This is a genomic window from Pseudoalteromonas sp. 31A1, assembly GCF_011378815.1.
Lineage (GTDB): Bacteria > Pseudomonadota > Gammaproteobacteria > Enterobacterales > Alteromonadaceae > Pseudoalteromonas > Pseudoalteromonas arctica.
Genome location: NZ_WTKY01000001.1, coordinates 223,788 through 244,608, shown reverse-complemented (window position 1 = coordinate 244,608; position 20,821 = coordinate 223,788). Strand labels below are relative to the sequence as shown.

16 protein-coding genes are annotated in these 20,821 nt (G+C 38.9%); 7 read left to right on the top strand and 9 right to left on the bottom strand.

Annotated features, from left to right (window positions below; genetic code table 11):
- Positions 1–85: 85 nt before the first annotated feature.
- Positions 86–784: a transporter substrate-binding domain-containing protein gene (locus tag GQR52_RS01140; RefSeq protein ID WP_007586939.1), complete on the top strand. Its 699-nt coding sequence runs from the start codon at positions 86–88 to the stop codon at positions 782–784.
- Here the strand turns inward: GQR52_RS01140 and GQR52_RS01135 are convergent.
- Together GQR52_RS01135 and GQR52_RS01130 are read right to left on the bottom strand one after the other, a co-directional pair.
- On the bottom strand, positions 781–1,026 hold the full coding sequence (locus tag GQR52_RS01135; RefSeq protein WP_007586940.1) for a DUF1289 domain-containing protein: 246 nt from the start codon (positions 1,024–1,026) through the stop codon (positions 781–783). The two genes, GQR52_RS01140 and GQR52_RS01135, sit on opposite strands and share 4 nt — an antisense overlap.
- 105 nt (positions 1,027–1,131) lie before the next feature.
- Entirely contained in the window at positions 1,132–2,265 is a 1,134-nt protein-coding gene (locus tag GQR52_RS01130) for a 1-acyl-sn-glycerol-3-phosphate acyltransferase (RefSeq protein ID WP_024590668.1), read from the bottom strand.
- 388 nt (positions 2,266–2,653) lie between these two features.
- Here GQR52_RS01130 and GQR52_RS01125 point away from each other — a divergent pair, with 388 nt between their 5' ends.
- Complete coding sequence (locus GQR52_RS01125) at positions 2,654–3,598, top strand: D-2-hydroxyacid dehydrogenase (RefSeq protein ID WP_165727186.1); 945 nt, start codon at positions 2,654–2,656, stop codon at positions 3,596–3,598.
- Positions 3,599–3,783: 185 nt separating this feature from the next.
- Positions 3,784–4,164: a DUF3192 domain-containing protein gene (locus GQR52_RS01120; protein WP_024590666.1), complete on the top strand. Its 381-nt coding sequence runs from the start codon at positions 3,784–3,786 to the stop codon at positions 4,162–4,164.
- A gap of 66 nt (positions 4,165–4,230) precedes the next feature.
- Here the strand turns inward: GQR52_RS01120 and GQR52_RS01115 are convergent, their stop codons facing one another.
- Genes GQR52_RS01115 through GQR52_RS01105 form a run of 3 tightly spaced genes read right to left on the bottom strand, consistent with a single transcriptional unit; the run spans position 4,231 to position 10,372 of the window.
- The gene (locus GQR52_RS01115) at positions 4,231–5,130 is read right to left on the bottom strand and encodes a diguanylate cyclase (protein ID WP_007581985.1); all 900 of its coding nucleotides are present in this window, start codon (positions 5,128–5,130) and stop codon (positions 4,231–4,233) included.
- Complete coding sequence (locus tag GQR52_RS01110; RefSeq protein ID WP_206017347.1) at positions 5,114–8,923, bottom strand: ATP-binding protein; 3,810 nt, start codon at positions 8,921–8,923, stop codon at positions 5,114–5,116. Before GQR52_RS01110 ends, GQR52_RS01115 begins: the two co-directional genes overlap by 17 nt.
- A 51-nt stretch (positions 8,924–8,974) precedes the next feature.
- Positions 8,975–10,372, bottom strand: a complete 1,398-nt coding sequence (locus GQR52_RS01105; protein WP_010553307.1) for a PhoH family protein — start codon at positions 10,370–10,372, stop codon at positions 8,975–8,977.
- Between the two features lie 305 nt (positions 10,373–10,677).
- On the opposite strand from GQR52_RS01105, the gene rapA reads away from it, so the two are divergent.
- Entirely contained in the window at positions 10,678–13,572 is a 2,895-nt protein-coding gene (gene rapA / locus GQR52_RS01100; RefSeq protein ID WP_165727184.1) for an RNA polymerase-associated protein RapA, read from the top strand.
- Between the two features lie 335 nt (positions 13,573–13,907).
- Positions 13,908–14,681 (top strand): YggN family protein, encoded by a 774-nt coding sequence (locus GQR52_RS01095; RefSeq protein ID WP_007581974.1) that lies wholly within the window; start codon positions 13,908–13,910, stop codon positions 14,679–14,681.
- Between the two features lie 110 nt (positions 14,682–14,791).
- On the opposite strand, the gene GQR52_RS01090 is transcribed toward GQR52_RS01095, so the two are convergent.
- Positions 14,792–17,221 (bottom strand): zinc-dependent metalloprotease, encoded by a 2,430-nt coding sequence (locus tag GQR52_RS01090; RefSeq protein WP_165727183.1) that lies wholly within the window; start codon positions 17,219–17,221, stop codon positions 14,792–14,794.
- A gap of 154 nt (positions 17,222–17,375) precedes the next feature.
- Between GQR52_RS01090 and GQR52_RS01085 the strand changes: the two genes are divergently transcribed.
- Positions 17,376–18,344, top strand: a complete 969-nt coding sequence (locus GQR52_RS01085) for a class 1 fructose-bisphosphatase (protein ID WP_024592826.1) — start codon at positions 17,376–17,378, stop codon at positions 18,342–18,344.
- Positions 18,345–18,529: 185 nt separating this feature from the next.
- Here the strand turns inward: GQR52_RS01085 and GQR52_RS01080 are convergent, their stop codons facing one another.
- Positions 18,530–18,856, bottom strand: a complete 327-nt coding sequence (locus GQR52_RS01080) for a hypothetical protein (RefSeq protein WP_165727182.1) — start codon at positions 18,854–18,856, stop codon at positions 18,530–18,532.
- 43 nt (positions 18,857–18,899) lie between these two features.
- Between GQR52_RS01080 and GQR52_RS01075 the strand changes: the two genes are divergently transcribed.
- Positions 18,900–19,259 (top strand): DUF5522 domain-containing protein, encoded by a 360-nt coding sequence (locus GQR52_RS01075; RefSeq protein WP_165727181.1) that lies wholly within the window; start codon positions 18,900–18,902, stop codon positions 19,257–19,259.
- Between the two features lie 269 nt (positions 19,260–19,528).
- On the opposite strand, the gene GQR52_RS01070 is transcribed toward GQR52_RS01075, so the two are convergent.
- Together GQR52_RS01070 and GQR52_RS01065 are read right to left on the bottom strand one after the other, a co-directional pair.
- Positions 19,529–20,362, bottom strand: coding sequence for a sulfurtransferase (locus GQR52_RS01070; protein WP_165727180.1), 834 nt, complete (start codon positions 20,360–20,362; stop codon positions 19,529–19,531).
- Between the two features lie 3 nt (positions 20,363–20,365).
- Positions 20,366–20,791 carry an adenylyltransferase/cytidyltransferase family protein gene (locus tag GQR52_RS01065; protein WP_004335499.1) on the bottom strand — a complete coding sequence of 142 codons (426 nt, stop codon included), beginning with the start codon at positions 20,789–20,791 and terminating at the stop codon, positions 20,366–20,368.
- Positions 20,792–20,821: the final 30 nt, after the last annotated feature.

Genomic DNA, 20,821 nt, shown 5'->3' with positions numbered 1-20,821 from the left:
TTAACCCCGAAACTGGGCAAGAGGTAATCTCCTTGTTATTATACGCGTCTTATTTTATTTATTTCTGTAGTAATTGGAACTGATAATGAATAGACATTTTAGTATCTTGTTATTATTGGTAAATTTATTTTTTAGTGCCTCTTGTTTTAGTCATCAATACAACCTCACTTTTAATCGTCCGCAAAGTACACCACAAGCTGATTATGCCTTAGAGTTATTAAAGTTAGCATACGCAGATATCGGTTTTAAAATACATATAATCGATTTTAGTCACCAAAATGCTTTGCTAGCTGCAAATAATGGCGTACTTGATGGGCAGTTAGGAAGAGATGCAAGCGTTGAAGAAAATTACGAAAACTTGATTAGGGTCGATTATGAGCTCTTTAAGTTTGACTTAGTATTATATAAAAACTGTTTACCTAGCAGTTTAGAACAGCTCGATAGCGTCGCAATTGTTGATGGCTACCCTGTCCAAGAACATTATTTAGCAAGCACACAGTTTGCAGGGAATATTATTAAAGTTAAAAGCATGAATACCCAACTTAATTTGCTTGCTCAGAAAAAAGTACAGGGAGCTTTAATGATTAATTTTATAATGCAAAACAATGAGCTACCTTCACCTCAAGGTTGCTTTGTAAAAGAAGTGCTGAATACTTATCCGCTTTATCATTATTTAAATAAGCGTAATGAAAACTTGGTAGAAAAGCTTAAAATGTCATTAATTAACTTAACTAACAATGGCACTGTGTACGCACTAAGAGCCAAGTATGGATTAAGCTTTTAAAAGTCGAACCCTTGCTGCTGCGCCTGTGTGCTTGGCACTGCATTTTGCTGCTTTTTTTGAAGATAACGTTTGTAGCGCTGCTGGCACAAACTAAGCACCTTCTTTTTTTGGTCGTTCGTTAAGGTATTCCACGAAAAGCGTTCATCCCGACTACGATAACACCCTTTGCAATACCCTCTGTTATTAACTAAGCAAATACTCTTGCAAGGACTTGGAATATCAAATATTTCAATTTGTTGCATGCATAAGTACCGCCCAGTTGAAGAGGAGGTATTAGTATAGCGTTATTTTTGAGCAAAAAAAAAGCAGCAATTTAATTGCTGCTTAGTTTCATTGAGCTGTGAGTATTAATGTTCACAGCTATTAGTATTTATCTCTGTTTTACGGTGAAATGGCTTAGCGTACATAGCTAGCACTAATGGTTTTAACTCTTCAGGTACACAGGCTAAACGTTGTTCAAATGTCGCTGTATCAGGAGAGTCTATTACCGCATCTTTACAACCACCAGCGATGTAATTGCCTGGGTGTAAATAAAACGAATCAACAATTTGCCTATCAATTGTTTTAGCAAGCTCTTCAGCACTATCACATTTAGATTCAATTGGTTGCCCAAATGCTAAATGCACGTGCCCTTTAGCAGTACTAAAGCCTTCAACAATGCTCGCAATATCTTCACCAGCCGATTTAACGTACTCACCATGATGCTGCTTGTGGTAAAGCTCTTTGGCTTTAGCAATTGCACACGGCTCATATTGATAAGAAATAGAAACAGGCACTATTTTTAACTCTTTAATATAATCGCCAAACTCTTTCTTTTGTTTACGCCCATTTAATTGCAGCATCTTTAAAAGCGCAGGATCAGTTTGATCAAAACCGTCTTTTGCACGCCCTTCTTTTTGCGCAATCCAAATAGAATTTCCACCGACCACAGAATCGTAAATGTATGACGATAATTGAGTCAGTGCTTTTAACATCTCTTTTGGTGCTTTAGCAGAGCGCTTAACTATAAAGCTTTTATTTAGACGCATAAGCTCAGTAATGTAAGGTATTTGCAATAAATTATCGCCAATAGCAATACGCACTGTTTTCATTTTATGTTGGTATAAACCCCAGTTAACTAATGCAGGATCAAGCACTATGTCTCTGTGGTTTGAAATAAATAAATAGGCCTGGTTAGCATCTAACTGTTCTAACCCAGAAAAGGTAACTTTTGATGTGGTGCGTTTCACTAGTTTATCTAAGTATTGTGCCACTTCATTTTGCACATCTTCAACGGTGCTTACTTTGCCCCATTTTTTGCGTAACTGACTTCTTACCATTGGACGCGCAATAAAAGGCACTGCCGATAAAAAGCGCGGTAAATTATACTTTGCTATTACATCAATAAACGCATCATCGTTAATTAAACGTGTAAGCGACGCCGCAACTTCGTCGTCGTTGTATGGGCGTATATCTGCGTATTTATCTTCTAATTCACTCATTACTACATCTACAGTGTTAAAAAACGGTACGCCAAAGCGCACCGTTTATGTCTATATCCGATTATAACTCAGCCAATCTAAAATGCGAAATAACCAAAAAAAACGATTTTTATTTTTAGCAACTTGCTTTAAAGCCGAGTTTAATTACCTTCTATGACCATGAGCTTGCTTAAAAGTGCAAAAATCTGATCAGTCTAGCAAAATACCATGTTCTCAATCTGCTAGTGGGCAGACCACTAATACAAAGCCCTCTAATCATTTGGTAGTAATACCATTAACAAAGGCTTTCTTTCGTAGTACCTTAAGCCCATATTTTAGATTTTTTCTGGATCGTAGGCCTCTTTTTACGATTTTAACTCTTTTAGATCCACTTATTTTAGGGCTCATAATGAACATTACTATTCTCGATAACGCTACGTTAGCTAAAACGTCTCTTACTTGTATTGAACAACTTGGTAAATTAACGACTTATGAACTTACTAGCCCAGAGCAAGTTATTGAACACTGCCAAGGCGCAGATGTATTAATCACTAATAAAGCAGTTTTAAATCGCGACACGATTAGCAAACTTACACAGCTTAAATTAATTTGTGTAAGTGCAACCGGTACTAATAATGTTGATTTAGAAGCCGCTAAAGAATTTGGTATTGCCGTAACTAATGTAGCTGGCTATTCAACGCCTTCTGTTGTTCAGCATACGTTTTCTTTAATTACTAACTTACTGGGTAACACACACCGCTATCAGGCAGATTGCCAGCAAGGCGCGTGGCAAAAAAGCGAAATGTTTTGCATACTCGATTACAGCTTTAACGACTTACAAGGTAAAACATTTGCCATTATAGGCGGTGGTACGCTAGGTAAAGGCGTTGCTAAAGTGGCTGAGGCATTTGGCGCAAATGTTATTGTTGCAGAGCGCAAAGGTGTTAAATGTCGCGACGGTCGTACGCCTTTTGAAGACGTCATTAAAACAGCCGATATAATCAGTGTACACTGCCCGCTAACAGATGAAACTCGCGATTTAATTGCACTTAATGAGCTTAAAATGATGAAGCCAAGCGCTATAATTATTAATACAGCACGTGGTGGTATTATTAATGAATCCGACTTAGCAACAGCGCTTGAGCAAAATCTAATTGCTGGAGCCGGTGTTGATGTACTAACTAAAGAACCTGCAGAGCTTTCAAACCCGCTAGCTAATTACAAAGGCAATAACTTATTACTTACTCCGCATATAGCATGGGCAAGTACAGAATCTATTGTGCGTTTAATTAATGAAGTAAGTTTAAACATTGCGGCATTTACTAAAGCCGAATCACGTAACCGTTTGGTGTAGTGATTTTATTGCAGTAATCAAATAAGCTAAAAAATGGCTGTTTTTACTAATATATTTAATATTTTATTAGATAAAAACAGCTTAACCCACTTAACAAACTGATTCATAACAACTTATAAATATGGTCTACTCTTTGCTTTAATACAGCTAATAACCAATTAAAAATCTTATTAAGGTAAATAAAAATGAAAAAATCACTTTTAGCAGCCGCTTTAATCGCTCCATTTTTAACAGGCTGTGTTATTGCCGTATCAGATGGTGAAGCTGAGACGCATTGGGCAGGGAAAAACTCATCTAGCTGGCAAGCACAACATAAAAATAATCGTGAAGCTATATCAGAGCTAAAAATGGATAGCAGCTATCAATCTGTTTTAACGCAATTAAAAACGCCTAACTTCACAGAGCTATTAAAAAAAGATGACGATGTATACCAAGTACTTTTTTATGTAACTCATAGCAAACATTCAGATTCTAAAACAACGAAAGATGAATGTACGCCACTTGTATTTAAAAATGATAAGTTAGTGGGCATTGGTGAAACCGCTTTAGGTATGATCACGCAGTAACCAATAAAAAATGTTTGATACAAAAACGCCAATATATGAATATTGGCGTTTTTGTATATTAAGTTTTTAGAGTGCAACTATTCTATCTCGCCCTGCATCTTTAGCGGCATATAGGCCTAAATCGGCCTCTTCTAATAACGCTTGCTCAGCATACACTTTACCACTTTGAGTGGTGGCGATACCTATACTAATAGTGATGTGGTCTGCATTTAATGAGCCTTTATGTTCTATATTCAAAGCATTTACAGCATTGCGTAATTTGTTAGCAAACTCCATAGCCTCATGCCTATTCATTCCAGGTAATACAGCTGCAAATTCTTCACCACCATAACGAGCTATAAAGTCACTACCACGTTCACATTGAGCTGCGAGTGCTTGTGCAACATCCTTTAAACATTCATCGCCAGCACGATGTCCGTAGCAATCGTTGTAACGCTTAAAGTGGTCTATATCCATAAGTAACACCGATAGCGGGGTTCCACTGCGTTTACTTCGGCGCCATTCACGAGCTAAGTTTTCGTCTAGGTAGCGTCTATTTGGGATTTCAGTTAAGCCGTCGATTGAGGCTAACATCTCTAGCAGATCATTTTTTTGCTTTATAAGTAATTGGTTACGAACCCTAACACGCACAATAGAAGGGCTAAATGGCTTGGTGATATAATCCATAGCACCGAGCTCTAGGCCCTTAGCTTCGTCGTCATGGCTACGATTAGCTGATATAAATATAACGGGGATCGATTGAGTTATCGGATTTTCTTTAAGTTGCACAAGCACTTCATAGCCGTCAATTCCTGGCATAATCACATCAAGGATAATTAAATCAACTTGCGCAGTTTTTACAAAGGTCAGTGCTTTTTCACCACTTTCAACTAAGAATACGTCGTGTTCTACTTTAAGTGTTTTTTCAAGTACTAATCTGTTGATTGGATCATCATCTACAATAAGTACTTTAGCTCTTTTCGACATCCCTAGCCCCTACCCCTTTTATAAAAACAATTACCTGTTCTAACTGCATAATAAGCTCTTTCAGTGTTATTTCAACAGGCTTGTTAGTTGTTTTAAGTGTTCTTTCACACAATAAAGCGCAGTGAGACAATCGTCTAAAGCCTAAATTACCTGCTACACCTTTTATACTATGCACTAAGCGTACCAAATCATCCTTATTGGTTGTTTCTTCTATTTGCAATAGCTGGGTTTCGCATAAATTAGCAAATTTACCAATCATTGTATTGAGGAGCTTTTCATCCATACTAAACTGCGTTAATGCGAATGATTTTTCAAAAAAGCTTGGTTTAACTAAGTTTAAATCGGCAATTGCATCAATAAGTACCTTAGCAACAACTGGTTTAGTTAAATGCTTATTCATACCGCACTTTAAAGAACGTTCAATATCAGCGGGTTCACAATGAGCCGTTAAAGCAAAAATAGGCAGTTGCTTTGCGTCAAACTGTTGACGAATTAAAGCCGTAGCTTGGCAGCCATCTATTTGCGGCATTTGCACATCCATCAATATTAAGTCAGGCTTTAAAACTTGCAATAATTCCATGCCGATAGATGCGCTTAAAGCGGTAACAACACTTACGTTTGCTTGGCGTAATACACTGCTAATTATTTCTAAATTAAGTTGATTATCATCAATGGCTAATACAAGTAGACCCGATATATCAACTTTAGTTTCAGCAATATTATATATTACGGCATTGGTACTAGCTTTAGGCTGTTGCTGAGAGTTCAAGCTAAATAGCCTTTGTCCCAATGCCGATGCTTTAACGTGATGCGCAGCTAAATGCTCACTTGTTGGTAAATTAAGTGTGTGCTGATGATTAATAATAATTACCGATGTTTCTTTAGCTGATAACGAATCATTAATTGCTTCAACATTTAAAAGTGCAGGTAAATCGGCCGCATCGATTATTATTTGCTGAGTATTAGAGAGCTTAATTGGATATTTGAGTACTTCATCTAAATTAATATTAGCAAGCTCTGTATAAGCATTTGTTACTTGCTTAAGCTCTTTACTTTGATCCGATAAAATAGCCAATGTATTAGTCGGTAACATTGTATTTTTAGTAGTATCAACCAAAAAGCTAACGCTGAAGTAAAACTCACAGCCATGGCCTTTTTTACTCTTTAAAGCAATCTCCCCTCCCATTAATGACACCGCATGTTTAACAATCGCTAAACCTAACCCAACACCATGATGTATACGTGTTGAAGACTCATCACCTTGCGTAAAGGCGTCAAATAAACGCCTTTGATCGGCTTCATCTATGCCCATACCGGTATCAATTACTTTAAAGCAAATATGCTGTTGCTCTAGGCTATCGCTTCCAATAAGTTCCATTTTTAAAGTGATAGAACCTGTTTTTGTAAACTTAACAGCATTTGTTAATAAATTACCTAATATTTGCTGTAAGCGAATGCTGTCGCATATCAAATCAGGCGCTATTAACGGGTCAATATCAATAACAAATTCAATACCTTTTCCTTCGCACAATGGAGCCGTTAAACTTTCACAAATATCCACCAGCTCAACCATACTAAAAGATGCTTGTTTTAAATCGGTTTGCGAACTTTCTATGCGTGCAAAATCAAGCATTCTATTGAGCATTAGCAACAAGCTTTGTGCTGCATGCTTAGCTTGATCCGTTTGTTGTAATTGCTTTTGCGTTAATCCTTGCTCAATAAGCATATCGAGCAGCCCTAAAACAGCGTTAAGAGGAGTGCGTATTTCATGACTTAAATTGGCTATAAAGCGACTTTTAGCAAGGGTTGCTCGTTCGGCATCTAGTTTTGATTTAGTTAATGCGCTCACATCCTGAATGTGAATAACATAATAAGCTGGGTCGCGGTTTTCATCCCATACAAGCGATACACTCAGTTGCAACCAACTTGTTAAGCGCCCTTGAGCAAGCGTTAAGTGGTATACGCGTTTTTTGTCATCTAGCAATTGCGCTAAAGTGCTTTTTATTTGCTGCCATTGAGTATCGTCAAACAATGCTTTTAACTGCTCACCAACCAGTACTGGCTGTTCAAAAAACTGCTTTCTTGCCGCTTTATTTACTTGTAATATTGTGTGCTCAAGCGAGAGTAAAACCACACAGTTAGCCGCAAATTCAATCGCACTTCTAAATTTAGATTCTGATGCTTTTAAGGCCAATAATGCTTGTTGCTGTTCGGTAATATCGCGACCAATACCCATAGTCCCCAACAGATGTTGGTGCTCGTTATAAAAAGGTGCAATAGTAAGTTGATACGTTTTTTTATCGGTTTCTATTCGCTGTTCAACACTGTTTCTATTTTGTAATACTTGTTTTTCAAGCGCATTTATTTGTTGATCGTTATCACCTAAATCATCTACATATTTACCGACTAATGCAGTTTGATCTTTACCGATGTACGCCTCAAATGCTTTATTGCATCCTAAGAATGATCCATCAATATTTTTAAAATAAATAAGATCTGGCACACTGTTTAGCATAGTGTTGAGCAAAGCCAAGTGGCGCTCTTTTGCTTCGTAACTGCGGCTTAGTTTTTCTGATTGCAACTGAACCTGGTCGTCCAGAGCTTTATTTGCACTTTGTAATGAATCAACTAACTGTTTGTTTTTAGTAAATACACGCTTCACTTTAGAAAACCAAGGCTGCCAGCTCAGCGGTACTTTATAATCGAGCTGCACTTCTTGCTGTGTACCGTTACTCTCTAGGTACGACATTAAGTGAGTCATTGGCTTAATAAAAATGCGCTGACTTAACCAAAAAAACACACCAAACATAATACTTAAAAATAGCGTTAAAAATGCAAACTCTAATAGTATTTCATACTTAATTGGGCTTATTAATTGAGGTTTGTGCTCGTAAAATGCTGCGTGAATAGGTAACTCATCCATAGGCTGCATAAAGTAATTACTATCACTAGTTAATACTGTTTTTTTACTATGGTGCTGGGCCAAATCAGGCCAATAATTTTTTAATGCTGTTGCTTGCTCTATTAACTGTTTAGAGCTGGCGATAACTTGATGTGATTGGTTCATAAAAACATATTCACCACTGTTCGGTGAAACCTTTTTTAACCACCCAGAAATTGCCTGAACATCATAAATCAAAATAATGTAATCGGCTGAGCCAGTGCTTCGTTGTCGGCCAATAGCAAAATACGATTTATCATTCACTTTAACAATGGGACTTGAAGTAAGTTTGTTTGGTGAAAATTTTGGCTTGAATTTTCCATTTAGAATTTCAGTAAGCATTAAACTTTGGCTTTTGTTGCGCCTGCTTACATAAGCAAAACCATTATTATCAACATACGCTACACCCGATAACGACTGCATTAATGCAAGCGTTGTATTAAACGAAGGCCCTAATGTAATAGCCTGCTGCCACTGCATTAATGCCTTAGCAGATAACGCAAACTCCCCCTTACCTACAATTTCAGTGCCTTGCTCACTAAAGTGACCGTAATAGTAACCATCATATTGATTTATGCCCTCGAGTAAGCTTTGGTTTATTTTTGGATAGGTCGTTTGTTCGTATAAGCTAAACATGGTGGTGAGTAGATTACTCACCGACTCCATCCCGTGAGTAACCTGTGCTGAAACATTCGTAAAATCGGCTTCGCGTTTTTCAACCGTCCGCTCAAGCTTTATATTATATAAGTGCAAGCACAGTAAAAAAGCGACAATCAATGGCACTAAAAGCGCAATAAATAATGAACGATAATAATGCTTCAGAGGTAAAAAATTCAATGTACTGCCTGCCATTTGGCTCGAAAATCAATCGATAGACTATCGAGCCAATTTGTTAAGCGCAAGTTATAAATTTTCTTCTGCAAATGACGCTAAGCGACTACGTACAACACCGTTGAGGTTTATAGTTGCGCTGCCTTCAAAGTTTTTAAAGCGCTCTACTATGTACGTTAAGCCCGATGTTACTGGCGTTAAATAGTTACTATCAATTTGCGCCAAGTTACCCGTACAAATTAATTTAGTACCTTCGCCGCAGCGGGTAATAATCGTTTTAAGTTGAGATGCCGTTAAATTTTGGCTCTCATCTAAAATTACCACCGCATTTTGAATGCTACGCCCACGCATAAAGTTAACCGATTTAAACTGAACATTAGCCTTCTCCATAATGTAGTTTCGGCTTGATATCGGATTTTCGTCGCCTTTGTGCAATACCTCCAGCGTATCGGTAATGGCTGCGAGCCATGGCGCCATTTTTTCCTCTTCGGTGCCTGGTAAAAAGCCAATGGACTCTGCTATTTCTGGCGTATTACGGGTAACTATTACTTTATCGTAAATACCTTTTTCGATGACCATTTCAAGGGCGCTGGCAAGCGCTAACAAGGTTTTACCACACCCCGCAGGGCCGGTTAAAATAACAAGTTCAATACTTGTATCGAGCAGCGCATCAAGCGCCATTCCCTGATAAATATTTTTGGGCTTAACGCCCCATGCTTGTTGATGCATTAAACGCTCAACACCAATATCTTTTAGCGTTATGTGCTCGTCATCGTACGATTTAACACGCGCCGCAAACTGATCCCCTCCATCAAGTAAATATTCATTACAAAATACATCAGGTATTAAGTTTTTAGGCACATGATGAAGCGTATCTCGTCCGTGTTGCTGCGTATTACATTCCCCTACATGGTCCCAAAAATCACCTTCAATTTTTTTATAACCACTAGTGAGTAAGCTGATATCGTCAATAAGTTGATCGGTACGGTAATCCTCAACATATTTAAGCCCTGCGCCTTTGGCCTTTAAACGCATGTTTATGTCTTTTGTTACTAATATAACTTTTGAATCACTGTGCTGCTTTTGTAAATACACGGCGCAATTAATAATACGATGGTCGTTTTCGTTACCCGGCAGACCAGAAATGGAGTCGGCAAATAAATGGTCGTTTACAATAATGAGGGTACCTGCAGAGCTCGCTTTTGCCTTTTTGTTACTCGGCAGCGCCACGCCTTGTAGCATTTGTTCAGGCGTTGCATTTTTAAGTACTTCATCTAATCCACGAATAGCGACGCGCGCATCGCGGCTTACGTCGTGTTTTCTGTCTTTTATGTGGTCGAGCTCTTCAAGCACCGTCATCGGAATTACAACGTCATGTTCTTGAAAAGACAAATAAGCGAGGGGTTCGTGAAGTAGTACGTTGGTATCTAGCACATACATTTTACTTTCAAGGTTCGAAGCTTTTTCCATAGCACTTTCCTTACGTTTTATGATTTTTATGCTATACCAAAATAACTAAGTAAAACGGGCAAAACTTAAACCTGCAATACTTAATTGCCAAGGCATAATGTAAGTTTAGTCTATTTGTCATAAAAGTCCGTTTTATTACAAACTGTAATTAGTTTTGATTTACCTAAAAAAGAGTCATAAACAAGTTGTTTTAATAGTAATAATTAACACTTACAAAATTAATTAAAAGTGAGCCAAATAGCGCCTTGCAGTGGTGTTAGCTTACAGGTAACATAGCCGCCTTTTTCATCATAGACGAGACATACATGAATTTTTCCTTAGGTCAGCGTTGGATCAGTGATACAGAGTCAGATTTAGGATTAGGCACCGTTGTTGCCATTGAAGGCCGTCAGGTCAGCATATTATTTCCTGCCAGTGGTGAGAGCCGTGTTTATTCTTCGGCAGAAGCACCTGTTACCCGTGTGGCATTTAATCCTGGCGATGTGATCAAAAGCGTTGAAGAATGGGAATTAGAAGTAGAGTCTATTGAAGTACAAGGCGAGTTACTGTGTTATCACGGCACCCGTGTTGATAACGGCGAAACTGCCAAGCTTAAAGAAACCTTTTTAGATCATTTTATTAAGTTTAATAAACCACAAGATCGTTTATTTGCGGGCCAAGTCGATCGTTTTGATCGCTATACACTTCGCTACCAAACGTGGTTACATAAATTTGAACGTGAACAATCGCCTATTAAAGGCTTAATTGGTCAACGTGCTAATCTTATTCCTCACCAGCTTTACATTGCCCAAGAAGTGGGCAAACGTTTTGCACCACGCGTACTTTTATCAGATGAAGTAGGCCTTGGTAAAACAATTGAAGCGGGCATGATACTACATCAACAAATTATTAGTGGTCGTGCGAGCCGCGTACTTATTGTTGTACCAGAAAACCTACAACACCAATGGTTAGTAGAAATGCTACGCCGCTTTAACTTACACTTTTCTATTTTTGATGAAGAACGTTGCGACGAAGCGTTTGCAGATTCTCCAAACGTGTTTGATACAGAGCAATTGGTACTTACAAGCCTTGAGTTTTTAACCAAGAAAAAACGCTGGTTTGAACAAGCAACACTTGCTGATTGGGATTTACTAGTAATCGATGAAGCCCATCATTTAAGTATAAATAATGGCAAGCCAAGCTCAGAGTATCAACGTATGGCAGAACTTAGCCAAGATATTCCGGGGCTTATTTTACTTACCGCAACGCCTGATCAACTTGGTCATAGCAGTCACTTTGCACGTTTGCAGTTACTCGATCCAGACCGCTTTTACGACTACGACGTGTTTAAAGAAGAAGAAGCAAATTATAAAGACGTTGCTGAAGCTGCAAATCAATTACTGCAAGAGCAAGGGCTAGACGATACAGCCAAAGCCACGCTAATTGAGCTATTAAAAGAAACCGATATTACTGATATTCTTAAAAAAGCACAGCAAGGTGATTTACCAGCACGTAAAGAAATACTTAACATGCTGCTCGATCGCCACGGCACAGGTCGTATATTATTCAGAAATAGCCGCAGCGGCATTGATGGCTACCCAAGTCGTAAATTACACGCCTACCCAATGGCACTGCCAAAACAATATAAAACCGCTATGTCGGTACTAGGCAACATGGGTGGCATTCAAAATGCTGAACTAAGCGCACATCGTGCACTTTTCCCTGAAAAAATATTTCAAGAGTTTGAAGGTGAAAGCGCAAGCTGGGGTTTATTTGACCCACGTGTAGATTGGTTAATCGACACTCTTAAAACGCTTAAGCGCGAAAAAGTACTGCTTATATGTGCTAAAGCTGAAACAGCTATCAGCCTTGAGCAAATACTGCGTGAGCGCGAAGCAATTAAAGCGTCGGTATTCCACGAAGGTATGTCTATTATTGAGCGTGACCGCGCTGCTGCATTTTTTGCAGACGAGTACGATAATGCACAAATATTATTGTGTTCAGAAATTGGCTCAGAAGGTCGTAACTTCCAGTTCTCGCATCACTTAGTGTTGTTTGATTTACCATTGAACCCAGATTTACTAGAGCAGCGTATTGGTCGATTAGACCGTATAGGTCAAACACAAGATGTGAACATTCATGTTCCATATTTTGAAAACACCGCTCAAGAAGTATTGCTACGTTGGTACAACGAAGGTCTAGACGCATTCGAATCTACCTCGTCAACAGGCCAAATGCTTTATAAAGAGTTCCGTGATGATCTACTTGAATATATTTCTGCGCATAACTGCGATGAAGACGAACTCGATCCATTACTTGAGCAAGTAGCACAGCAAAATGCAGTACTGCGTAAAAAAATGGAAAGCGGACGCGATCGTTTACTTGAGCTACATTCATCGGGTCAAGGTGCTGCAGATTCACTTGTAGCTGAAATCGAAAAACTCGACAATCAGTTTGAATTACCAAGCTACATGATCAACGTGTTCGACACATTTGGCGTAAGCCAAGAAGATAAAGGCGAAAATACCATTATCTTAAAGCCGACTGAACATATGTTAAACCCATCATTCCCATCGCTTAAAGAAGACGGTATGACCGTTACCTTTGATCGTGATACAGCGCTTTCGCAAGAAGACGTGCACTTTGTTAGTTGGGATCACCCAATGGTGCAAGGCACCATGGATATGATTTGTGACGACGACTTTGGTAGCGCATCGGTTGCATTGCTTAAAAACAAAAAGTTACCGCCTGGTACCTTTTTTGTTGAGCTTATTTTTGTTGCAGAAGCAATGGCACCAAAAGTATTACAAGTTGGTCGCTTTTTACCGCCTACACCAATTCGTATATTGCTAGATAAAGCAGGTAATAATTTAGGTGAGAATGTGGCATTTGAAGGCTTTAATCAGCAGTTATCAGCCGTTGGCCGCCAAACAGCAAGTAAACTTGCAGGTGCATTGCAAAGTGCTGTTCACCCTATGATTACTACCGCTAAAGATATGGCACAAGAAAAACTTGAAGTTATTCGTGCAGCGTCGCTTGTTAAAATGCAAACGTCACTCAGTGAAGAGCAAGAACGACTTGTTGCCCTTAAGCAAATTAACCCGAATATTCGCCAAGAAGAAATTACCTTCTACGATAAGCAACGCAACGACCTAACTACGTATATTGAAAAAACGCAGTTACAACTTGATGCAATTCGATTAATAGTAGTTTCACACTAGAGATTTTGGCTTTTAACCGCTAGCCTTTTAAGCTGACTCCAAAGTAAATTTGGAGTCAGCTATTAAAAGCTTAATTAACTAAATAGCTGTATCTATTTAAACTTCATTTTTAAAACCACGTGTTCTTATTTAGATGTGAGCTAACACTACCTATTTAGCTTTATACTAAGTCCTTTGTTGTACTGTTGATTTTACTCAACATAGCCGTATCTAAAAACTCAAGCTGCGCTCTATACAGCTATTGTGTGAGATAGTTGATAGGTTTATTTTCCCTTGCATAAAGTTGTTTTTTTGTTAACCTACTCGCCTTCCATTTTAGTCTTTTTGAGGTGTTTATGGCGTTTCTATCTCGTTCGATATTGGCGTTGTCCATAGCGCTCTCAAGCAGCAGTGTCTTTGCTCAAGCCCAATGCGATGTTGAATTACGTCATGGTTTAATTATTACTGACGATGCGATTCGCATATTAGATAAAGGCCAGACTCGTGTACAAATTAATAACAATAACCAACTATTTATTCGCGGTTATTGGGTTGATTTAAGCGATGACGAAAGCAAAGTACTCGAACAGTTTAGTAATGGTATTCGCCACACAGTCCCCGAATTAGTAAACCTGGCTACCGATGGTGTTAACTTAGGTTTAAGCGCTATTGAACACGTAGTTGAAGGTATGTCAGATAAAGAGCCTGAAGTACTAAAAACACAACTAAAGTATGTAGAGCGCGCGCTAATGGATAAGTTTAAGCGCGGCGATGACTTCTTTTTTATAGCCCCTCAATCACTTTCGCAAATAGATGATTTTTTTACTAAAGAGATCAGCCAGCAAATTCACTCTGCAGTGCATGGATCGTTAGGTGCTATTTTGGTATCACTCGGGGATGCGTTTAAATCGCGCGAAGGTAATATAGAAGATCGTATTAACGACATGGGGCAACGCATGGATATTATCTCAAGAGAAATTGATAAGTCGCTACAAAAAAAGGCGCATCAATTAGAGCTTAAAGCTTCTGAGTATTGCGAATGTTTAAATGCACTCGATGTAACCGAATCTCGCTTACAGGCAATAGTACCGGGTATGGCCGATTACGATTTAGTGCAAATAAAGTCTTAGAGTACGTATTCGTTTTTAGAATAAAATAACACCGAGTATAAATATACTCGGTGTTTTGCTTTATGATTGATTAAATGATTGATTAAAAATAAGCGCTTCTACTTTTTATTCTAAATTGGTGAGCCCGGTGGGGTTGGCAGCACTTTAAAGTTGTTTGGCCATTGCCCTTTAATTAAAAACTGATTTACTTGCTCAGCTAAATATTGCTTAAACGCACTCTCGCCAGTACTTGTATGGCTCAGCATTGAGTTTTGGTTAAAGTCTTCACTCAACTTAACTAAGTAGTAACGTAACTGCGCTTGCACTTCAGGGCTTGCACTATCGCTTGCTACTAAATCAGCCATAGCTTTTGCTGTTAAAAATTGCACACGCTGAGTTATTTTACCTGTCATTGTATTAGGTGACGACACGTTAAACACTTGGCTATATAGCTCCTCAAGTAACTCATCTAAACTATAAAAGTCATTACTACGCGCTTGTTGCTGCGCTAAGCGATTTAAACGCTGTGCATTTAATAAAAGCGACAAGCTGTGCTGCACTGCAACCTCGGGTAATGCCATTGCATCGAGCGTTAACCCTGTGCGCCCAACTATGCTCTCGCGCGATTTAGACTCGCCATATGCTTTTGGCGGAATTAGCGATAACACAGATTCAGGAAGTAATAAGTTACTTGGTTTAAGTGTTGCAAAAATAGCGTTTACCGCTTCTTGCTGTGTTTTTTTATTAACGACTTGTGCGCCTTTTACGGGTGAGTCACCGCGTGTTTCGTATTCGTAATCAACACCGGCTATAAGTTTCACTGCAGCCTCAACCTGAAAACGGTGAAACAGATAAAGCGGAACTAGTTTTTCTTCTAATTGCGATAATGAGTCGCCCGTTTTAATATTATTAATACCAAACTGCGAAAGCGCTTTTTTACGTACGTCGAGTACTCTTAAAAGTTCCTGCGAAGGATTAGTGCCGTTATCCCATAAATGAGCTGTTGGATGCGCGCCACCTTTAGCACGAGCGTCGCTATCTGATATAAACTCAAGGCCTTTGGCTTTGTTCTCTTTTAAAATAGCAGCAAGTTCTGCGCTTTCATCTTGGTTAGTAAAATCGCTATAGCCATATTTAATTACTTGGGTATCCCACACGCCCATGCCTGTTGCATAGCCGCGCGTTACATCAAGCTTACCTTGTTCATTAAAACTAAGTAGCGGATGTGGGTAATCCATTACTGAGGCTCTATCCCCTACCGATGCTGCAAAGTTATGAGAAATACCTAACGTGTGGCCAATTTCATGTGCGCTTAATTGGCGAATACGATCAAGCGCCATTGCTTGCAAGCTTTTAGCAACTTCATTGCCTTTTAAATAAGGTGCAGCGAGTGCTTCGGCTATTAAAATATCTTGGCGAACACGCAATGAGCCGAGTGTTACGTGCCCTTTAAGTATTTCACCTGTACGTGGGTCGATTACCGAACTACCGTATGACCAACCACGCGTTGCACGGTGTACCCATTGAATGACGTTGTAACGAATATCCATAGGGTCGGCGCTACTTGGCAGCACTTTTACTATAAATGCATTTTTATATCCTGCCGCCGTAAATGCGTCGTTCCACCACTTTCCACCTTCAAGCAAAGCGCTTTTAACGGGCTCTGGAACGCCAGGATCAAGGTAATAAACAATTGGTTTAACAGGTTCACTAATAGGTAAGCTTGAATCCTTTTTAGTTAAACGATGGCGCGGTATATAACGCACATACATTGACTCGCCAAGTGGCGCTGCGTAATCTTTATGTTCTATACTCCAAAAACCTGATTGTGGATTAAACTTGCGCGGCGTGTAGTTATCGTCTGGTAATTGAATAAGTGAATGGTGCATGTGTACGGTAAGTGAGTATGGGTCAGCACTTACTTGGCGAACAAACTCACCTGGTTTTGTGCCTTTAAATGTAAGTACGGCTTCAAGCTCGGTGTTTTTTACAAATGCTTTTGAGCGATTCATATAAACGGCGCTACGCGATTCATCAAGGCTAAAGTTGCCTTGCTTACGTGCAGCAAGCGTTCGGCTTACGCCGTGTACATCACTTAATAAGTAAGGCGTGTAATCAATAAGTGCTGTGACTTTATCTTCTGCAACCACTTTAAAACCAGCGAGTATACTTGATGCAAACGCTTCTTTAATACTTTGCTGTTCAGCCTTGTTACTTGTATTAGCACGATAGTAAGTATTTACAGCACGTAACATTACTTTGTCGCCAAAACGCTCAAACTGCACAAGGTGAGTATTACCAAGCTGACCTCTATCAAGACCTATGTCGTTAGAGCCAATACCGTAAGGCAAGCTTTGCTGCAGTACAAATTGCTGTTCAAACTTATCAACTTTTAAATATACTTTTCCGTTTTGGGTATCGTAAAAAAACGAATAATAGCCCGGAAAATGATTCATTTGCGTAGTAAATTCATCAATTGACTTAATTGCTGCGTGCGCTTGAGTTATGATAGAGCACAGCACAGTAAAGAATATGTAACTTAGTAGTGGTATTTTTTTCATAATCTTATCTTTGTTATTTGTGTTTTAAGTACGATTAGGTGGTCCCATTATAGGGTGCTATTTAAACAATACAGTTATTTAAGACGAATTTCAGCGCTCTAAGCTAATCTCTCTCACATTATGATTGGTTTTAACACGTTATCAGGAAAATAGAATGCGTAGACTCCCTCCAGTATTACTAGAAGATGGTTGTTCAAGAGAACTTTTATCATTAATTCGAACAATTTTAGCGGCATGTAAAGAGATTTCATTTCGCGTTGGTCAAGGCGCGCTTTCTGGCGTATTAGGCTCAACCCTTGATGAAAACATTCAAGGTGAAACTCAAAAAAAGCTCGATGTATTATCTAATCAGCTGTTAAAAGATATTTTACTGGAATCAGGTACGGTTAAAGCAATCGCTTCTGAAGAAGAAGACTACACAGTAGCAGGTAACCCAGACGCTAAATTTATAGTGGCATTTGACCCACTCGATGGCTCGTCAAATACCGATATTAACTCGCTTGTCGGTACTATATTTTCTATTATGGAAGCGCCTGAAGGTTCTGATGCCGCTGACGAAAGCATTTTTATGCAGCCAGGTCATAAGCAAGTTGCAGCAGGTTACGTACTTTACGGCCCGTCAACAATGCTTGCGCTGACTACAGGTAAAGGCACGCGTATGTTTACCCTTGATAAAACACAAGGCAGCTTTTTACTTACACAAGATTTTGCTGATATTCCTGCTGATACAAACGAATTTGCCATTAATACGTCTAACCAACGCCATTGGCAACCAGCTATGCAAAACTACATCGATGATTTGCTAGCAGGTGATACAGGCCCGCGCGCTAAAAACTTTAATATGCGCTGGATTGCAGCAATGGTGGGCGATGTGCATCGTGTACTTAGCCGTGGTGGTTTATTTACTTACCCTAGTGACACTAAAGATCCTAAAAAGCCAAATAAATTACGCCTACTTTACGAAGCAAATCCAATGGCTATGTTAGTAGAGCAAGCTGGCGGTATCGCATCAACCGGTACCGAGCGTATTATGGATATTCAGCCTGATGCAATCCACCAGCGTGTAGCCGTTATTTTAGGTTCTAAAAACGAAGTCGAAACGTGCTTGGGATATCATAAATAATCGCTTAAAACGATTGTCTTCAATTTAAAAAACCGCATTCAATTGAAATGCGGTTTTTTTGTAGGTGAGGTTTTACACCTCGCTTTTTAACCACCAAAGCCACGCTACATGAGCGCGAAATAAATTCGCACCTACAGGATTGCATATATTGTAGGTGAGGTTTTACACCTCGCTTTTTAAACAAATCAAATTTTTACTAACGCAACTATTTGCTCAATCTTTTGATGGTTAAGCTCCCCCATTTGCTCACTATTACTGAGTGCATAAATAAAACCTTCGTGCTCTGCACAATCAATGTCATCTCGCGATTCAATTACGTTTGCCCAAAGCTCTAAATCATCTAAGTCTATTTCGTCACTTAAACAGCGCTTAAGTACATCAATTAAAACCTCGGTTGAGAGAGTATAATGAGTTTTATTGCTATCAGCAGGGCTTGAAACGATAACCGATATAGCTTCATCCCTTTGCTCACCAAACGTAATAAATTCAGCTAATGCTTTTTGTGTATTCATAATATTTGTTATTCTTGGCTCACTGTTACTAAAAAGAATTATAATGACTCAACTTAACTGCACTCAGTGCCACAGCACTCTAACGTGTAATGTAGACGATATATCAGCGTGTTGGTGCAATGAGCTGCCGGCTATTTTACCGCTAGATACCACAGCAACAAGTTGTTTATGCCGCAAGTGCACGCTTAATAAAATAAATACTTTTTTAGAGGGTGTTTATACACAACCTATTAAAACCCAAATAGACTTTGCAAAACAATTTAGAGGTAACGAAAATTTAATTGAAGGCCTCGACTACACCATGCAAAGTGGTTACATGATATTTAGTAAGTGGTTTTTTTTAAAGCGTGGTTCGTGCTGCAAAAATGGTTGTAAAAACTGCCCTTATGGTTTTAGAAAGTAAAAACCATTTAATACAAATACGAGCAAACATTGGTTTTTACCTTCTCATTTTCTTCTCTTTCACTTTTTCTTGTGAGTAATATTTTTAAATACTGTTATTCACAAAGAGGTTTAGAGGCGCTGCGCTTTTAGAGTAAGCATTAGTTTTACCTTCTCATTTTCTTCTCTTTCACTTCTCCTTGTGAGTAATATTTTTAAATACTGTTATTCACAAAGAGGTTTAGAGACGCTGCGCTTTTAACGTGAGCAAGCTTTACATATCCAACACGTCTACTTTTCTCCCGTGGCGATGGGCAATGAATCACTTGCGCCCCACTCACTCCACGAACCATCATAAACGCTTAAATTACTGTAACCACACTCGGTAGCAAATAACGCTAAAACACAGGCTGTAATACCTGAGCCACAGCTAAATTGTAGCTGCTGCGCATCATCAACCACGTCATTAAATATCGCTTTAATTTCAGTAAGTGGTTTTGCTTCACCTTTATTGAGTAAATTCATAAAAGGTAACGAGCGACTATTTGGGATATGCCCGCTACGCATACCTTTTCGGGGTTCACTTTCTTCGCCTGTAAAACGCTTATAAGCACGTGCATCTAGCAATGCAGTGCTGGGCTCATCGATTACGTCAACCACTTGTTGGCTATTAATAAAATACGCAGAGTTATAGTTTGCCGTAAAATCACCTTTACCTGACGCTTTGCTATAACCTTGTTGTGTGGCGTAATCGCTCTCTAACCACTTTTTAAGGCCACCACTGAGTACTATTACATTGTGATGCCCCATAGCTTTAAACATCCACCACGCTCTTGCTGCGCTAAATAAACCGCCATCTTCGTATACAACTATAAACGAGTCGTTATTTACACCTGCATTTTGCATCATGTGGGTAAACTGCTGCTCGCTGCATACCATACTTGGTAAGGGATTTGATCTATCGGCCAATTCGTTTTTTATGTCAAAACGTTTAGCGTTAGGCAGCATTGCTTGCGGCGAATAAGTACCCAAAACACCTGGGCGCAGCATACCTGCATCAAATATCACTAATGCAGGATTATTAAGTTGCTCGTGTAATTGCTGACAGCTAATTAGGTTTTTCATTAATTATTTAGCACTACATATTTTGTCTAATACGTTTCTTAATTTCGTACTAGATGTATGAGAGGTATAAGAGAAATAACATATTTCAACATTAAACTTTTTAAAGTCAGCTTCTATTTGGTTCCACTTATCGGTGCCCTTCCAATCATCACCCACGAACATTTTATCAAATTTTAAGTTGTTCCAGGCTTCTTCTTTGTCATAGTTAACCTGGGGAACAACTTCATCAACAAATTTTATTGCTTCAACTATTTCCATACGCTCCTGAAAAGGAATCACTGGCTCTTTATTTTTAGCTGACTTGCTTAACTCATCGGTAGTAATACCCACAATTAAGTAATCACACTCTAATTTGGCTCTTTTCAGAATATTTAAATGACCTATGTGGAATAAGTCAAAAACACCCGTTGTATATCCAATTTTTTTCATTTCTAAAGCCCAATTATAATTTAGAGTTTA

Coding starts and splice junctions, on each gene's coding strand:
- GQR52_RS01140 (WP_007586939.1), top strand. CDS start 86: ATGAATAGACATTTTAGTATCTTGTTATTATTGGTAAATTTATTTTTT.
- GQR52_RS01135 (WP_007586940.1), bottom strand. CDS start 1,026: ATGCAACAAATTGAAATATTTGATATTCCAAGTCCTTGCAAGAGTATT.
- GQR52_RS01130 (WP_024590668.1), bottom strand. CDS start 2,265: ATGAGTGAATTAGAAGATAAATACGCAGATATACGCCCATACAACGAC.
- GQR52_RS01125 (WP_165727186.1), top strand. CDS start 2,654: ATGAACATTACTATTCTCGATAACGCTACGTTAGCTAAAACGTCTCTT.
- GQR52_RS01120 (WP_024590666.1), top strand. CDS start 3,784: ATGAAAAAATCACTTTTAGCAGCCGCTTTAATCGCTCCATTTTTAACA.
- GQR52_RS01115 (WP_007581985.1), bottom strand. CDS start 5,130: ATGTCGAAAAGAGCTAAAGTACTTATTGTAGATGATGATCCAATCAAC.
- GQR52_RS01110 (WP_206017347.1), bottom strand. CDS start 8,923: ATGGCAGGCAGTACATTGAATTTTTTACCTCTGAAGCATTATTATCGT.
- GQR52_RS01105 (WP_010553307.1), bottom strand. CDS start 10,372: ATGGAAAAAGCTTCGAACCTTGAAAGTAAAATGTATGTGCTAGATACC.
- rapA (WP_165727184.1), top strand. CDS start 10,678: ATGAATTTTTCCTTAGGTCAGCGTTGGATCAGTGATACAGAGTCAGAT.
- GQR52_RS01095 (WP_007581974.1), top strand. CDS start 13,908: ATGGCGTTTCTATCTCGTTCGATATTGGCGTTGTCCATAGCGCTCTCA.
- GQR52_RS01090 (WP_165727183.1), bottom strand. CDS start 17,221: ATGAAAAAAATACCACTACTAAGTTACATATTCTTTACTGTGCTGTGC.
- GQR52_RS01085 (WP_024592826.1), top strand. CDS start 17,376: ATGCGTAGACTCCCTCCAGTATTACTAGAAGATGGTTGTTCAAGAGAA.
- GQR52_RS01080 (WP_165727182.1), bottom strand. CDS start 18,856: ATGAATACACAAAAAGCATTAGCTGAATTTATTACGTTTGGTGAGCAA.
- GQR52_RS01075 (WP_165727181.1), top strand. CDS start 18,900: ATGACTCAACTTAACTGCACTCAGTGCCACAGCACTCTAACGTGTAAT.
- GQR52_RS01070 (WP_165727180.1), bottom strand. CDS start 20,362: ATGAAAAACCTAATTAGCTGTCAGCAATTACACGAGCAACTTAATAAT.
- GQR52_RS01065 (WP_004335499.1), bottom strand. CDS start 20,791: ATGAAAAAAATTGGATATACAACGGGTGTTTTTGACTTATTCCACATA.